Annotated in this window: 2 protein-coding genes; both read right to left on the minus strand. The window is 40.7% G+C overall.

Translation table 11 applies throughout. The features are described 5' to 3' along the window. On the minus strand, positions 1 to 3,572 hold a 3,572-nt coding region (locus IEW93_RS21505; protein WP_188741250.1), incomplete at its 3' end, for an FG-GAP-like repeat-containing protein. Between the two features lie 46 nt (positions 3,573 to 3,618). Continuing rightward, positions 3,619 to 3,963, minus strand: coding sequence for a hypothetical protein (locus IEW93_RS21510; protein WP_188741251.1), 345 nt, complete (start codon positions 3,961 to 3,963; stop codon positions 3,619 to 3,621). Positions 3,964 to 4,334: the final 371 nt, after the last annotated feature.

Below are 4,334 nucleotides of genomic sequence, written 5' to 3' on the forward strand. Positions count from 1 at the left end.
TTGTTCCAGCCACCGCTAAAGCTTGTGGTTTGAGCGATAACCTCGCGCCCCCATTTATCAAAATACACTTCCTGGGTGGGATTTCCGGTTACCGTTGTTCTAACGTAATAATAGGCATTACTAGAACAGCTACTGCAAAAAGCTTGAGTAACGGTCGTTGTTTTTGCGTCAGGATGGTCAATGGTTTTTAGTCGGCCTAAATCATCAAAATATTCTATTTTCGCGACATTATTGGCATCGGTAGTTTTTATTGAAGTGATGACACCTGTTACAGAGTCTGCATCAACATTGTTATACTTAAAACTGGTTCTAAACCCCATCGCATCATCTGTGTAACTCAGGTAACGCCCTTTAGCACCATAATTGCTACTCGTACTGCGAGTAATATTTGTGCCTGTTGCTGTGCTATAACCCGTTACTGCTTCAGAGGTTTTATTTCCCCAGGCATCATACCCATAAGTGGTTGTGAGTTTAGTGGCTGCTTGATTAGGTGATAATGTGCTCGATTTCAACATCAAATTTGAATAGTAATCAAATGTGGTTTCTCGGACATGTGTTTTAGGGTCGCCTGTTCGTGTTTTTGTGACAACAGAAGAAGCTAAACGGCCATATCGTTCCCAGTCACCTGAACCATAGGTATTAACATTGTTGGTAGTGAGTACGTCATTAGAGTATTCATCAGAAATTTCAATGTTACTTTCAAGTAAGTTACCCCAGTCATCATATTGATTGGTCGTGAGCGTTACGCTTGACAGTGTGCTACTCAGATTACTGTCTAGTATGTAACTTTCTTCTTCTGAAGATGCAATATAAGGTGAAATACCACCATTAGCGGTTTGGATGACGTCTAGCGTGTTACTCGCCCTTGAAAGCATCTGAGTATCAAGCATTTGAATGGTTTCAATAGGCATGCCTGCATGGGCAAACGTTAATTCACCATGCTCTTGACTGTATTTGGTTTCGGTCACAACATGGGTTTGGTTATCGATGGTTTTTAACATCTGAAAGCCTAATGAACCACGGCCCTTTTTATGGATAAGAAAACCACCGTATTGATAGTTGACCGATACTTTGCCATCAACACCAATATTGCTTTGTGTTTCTACTTTACTGACGAGTTGCATACCTGAGTGAGGTGAGAACGTATCTGTTGTTGTGTCTGCATCTGAGAAATTGGTCACATACACGGATGAGTCTGTCATCGGTTTGTAGGTCACCGTTGTCGCAACACCAAAGCCATTGGTAATGGTATTGATGGCGAACTCTTTAATCCCTTTACGGTTATAGTATTTTTTCCAACTGCTGCCTGTTGAAGTCAGTAGGTTTAATTTACCATCGCCATCCGTATCACCAAAACGAACCGTAGCATTGGCGTCAAAATCCATAAAGCCACGGCTCTCAAATGAAATCCATTCACCCGAATTTGTGGGGCGAGAGAAGAAAATAGCCCAATTAGACGTGGAAGTTGCATGTAACACGTCCGCGCGGCCGTCATTGTTTAAATCAACAAATTGGTCAAGGTATTTTTTAGTACTCGATGTAGCTAACCCCGCGTCTCTAGACGCTAAGAATTCAATACCGTTAGAGAGTCGATACCACCATTTATCGCCACTGACAAATAACAAATCACTCAAGCCGTCACCATTTAAATCGGCTATACGGAAGGTGTCTTCATAGTTACCAAGGGTCTGCTGTAAGGTTAAGACCGGATTTGCCATGGTGCCTGATGCAACAAAAAGCATATGTTTTGTTGAAGTACTGCTGGTCCAAGTGCCAGCCCAATCTCTTTGACATTCATCTCTAGTGCGAATAGAAGCATTTAATACACCACGAACATAACAACCGGATGTTGTCGACGTCACTTTCATCACAAGGTCTGAGCGGCCATCACCATTAACATCAACGGCACTGGCAGATTTCATATCAGCAGTTTGAGATTGCACTCCCATATTTAACTCAGCCGATGCAATGGTATCCGTAAAGGTATAGAGGGTTTTATTCGCAGTAAAAGTACCATTGCCATTGTTTACATGAGCCTTAATCGTATTGCCCGTTCGAAAAACAATGTCTTCATTGCCATCACCATTGACATCCATAACTTGCGCACCGTTCTCAAGCCCGGTGGCGACGACATTAAGGTTGGTTAACGTGTATTCAGAGGTTATAATTTTAGTAACACATTGCTCCCACTTAGCACATGCCTCAACACTTTCGCTAGCTTGAAATGATAATGCATGCCAATTTGCTGTTGCAGAGTTGGCAACAAGTAAATCCCTTACACCATCACCGTTATAATCAATATTAAGTGCATATTCCTTTTTTGATGTACCAATCGATGTCATCGTTTTGGTGGAAGTAAAGTAAGGGCCGAGCTTCACAGCCCACGAACTACCACTGACGTAAACAATATCTTGATACCCATCACCATTGACGTCAAAAACTTGAGAAGTACTAACGTTGGCAGATCCACTCGCAACAGAGGTGGGATTCTCAAATGGCTTAAAATCAGTTGATGTGGGTACATCATGACAAAAGTCAGGCCCAGCAGGCTCTGACTTACACAGATATTGCATGCTACTGCTAGATAGATTGGGGCGTTGCCAACCAAACGTTGTTTTGGGTAAGCAATTACCAAAGTCAGTATCATTATCGGGACATTCTTGAACGGATGTTAATAAGGTGCGCTCTTCTATAAAATTACTGTTCTCATAGTTCAAAAAGTAAGAGCGGTAGTTGCTACCGTCAACCGATGAGTCAATACGCTTTAGTATTTTGTTATGCTTTGCAATAGCCCCCGCTTGATAACCTAAAAAACCCTTACCGTAGTCTTCGTAAACAAATTTAACTTTATTGAAAGCAGTACTGTCGCCCAATTTTGCTGAGTACTGAATGCTATCAATGTAAAATGTCCCATTCGTTTTACTGTTGTTGTAATTAAACAGAATATAGTTATCTTTAATATCTTTGATGACTTTAACAGCCCATGTTTTTGCCATTCCAGTCTTATTGCTTGGCTCAACAAATGCGTCCGCTTGATTTGTACTGACAAGACCCGTTAAACCGGGATTACCATAATAATAAGTTTCACCGGCTTTCGTTTTGACTTCAAAATAACTAGGCCCATTAGCTTGGCTACCGCCCATAGCGGTAACAATTGAGAAGTCATCAATTTCTTTAATGTAAGTTGAATAAGGTGCACCGTAGGTACCCGCAAGCAATATCAATCGTTGACCATCAAGACAAAACCTATCACTACTGGTAAAATTTACACCTGTAATCGCATTGTCATTAATTGGCGTTTGTGGGCAGCGAGAAACGGCTGAAATACCGCCAACACTCCAACCAATACCTACAGGGCCATCTTGAAGGTTATTACTTGAATAGTTTAACGACACTTGCGGCGTTACGCCTGCTCGACCTTCAGGTATGTTAATGGGTACTGAGTATGTGGCGGCACCACTCTCATCAACCCTAAACTCACCTGAAGACAACCCTACAACTTCGGCCTTCGAAGATGCACTTACTCCAAGAATAATGAGCATTATTGGAAGCAATAATTTATGGCGAGACATGAGGCATCCTTACTTTCACGTAATAATAAAGGTTGATAATTGGAATTTAAAAGGGGGTAAGGGCTACATCGATACGTTCAATGCACTCTTGTAGCTCAAAGACAAATACAGCACTGCCTGGACCGTGTTCAACATCTTTCCTTGTTAGCTCATAAGACCGACCTGAGTTAACAGCGGAAACAATTAACTGACCAACGTTCGATTCGACTAAATCATACTCAACAGAAATGGCAACTTCACCGGAATAAGGGCAGCCGTCATAACTGGTGTTGTTTAATACATCGAAAGATACAGATTGATTAGCTGCAATAGCAGGTAATCCTACAAAATAAAAAAACACCAAACCTATGTTCAATCTTCTTAATGTAGGGCAAAACATCCTTTTGTGCATATATTGAAATCCATTTGCAAGCTAAAGTTGCTGATTCTAGAATTCGAAGAAAATATGCTCAACTTTACATTCTGTCAACATAATAAAATCAACGTTTCAAAATTATTTTTTAACCACTAATCGAAGATGAATTCGAAGCGTTATCAATGTTCGAGTTCTAGGTGAGTCACCATTAAATTTGTCGTTTTGCTATTGGTTATAATTAAATTTAATCGCCACATGCTCATGCTTTCTCTAAGTAGTGTTGTCTTGATACCTAGGTAAAACTGAGGGATCATCAAATTGATTATTATTCACTTCACTAGGCCTAATTGTTACTCATAACCGATTAGGGTTATTGAAGTATTTCAGCTAATTCAATGCTGCCGTCT

The organism is Shewanella inventionis (assembly GCF_014641855.1).
Taxonomy (GTDB): domain Bacteria; phylum Pseudomonadota; class Gammaproteobacteria; order Enterobacterales; family Shewanellaceae; genus Shewanella; species Shewanella inventionis.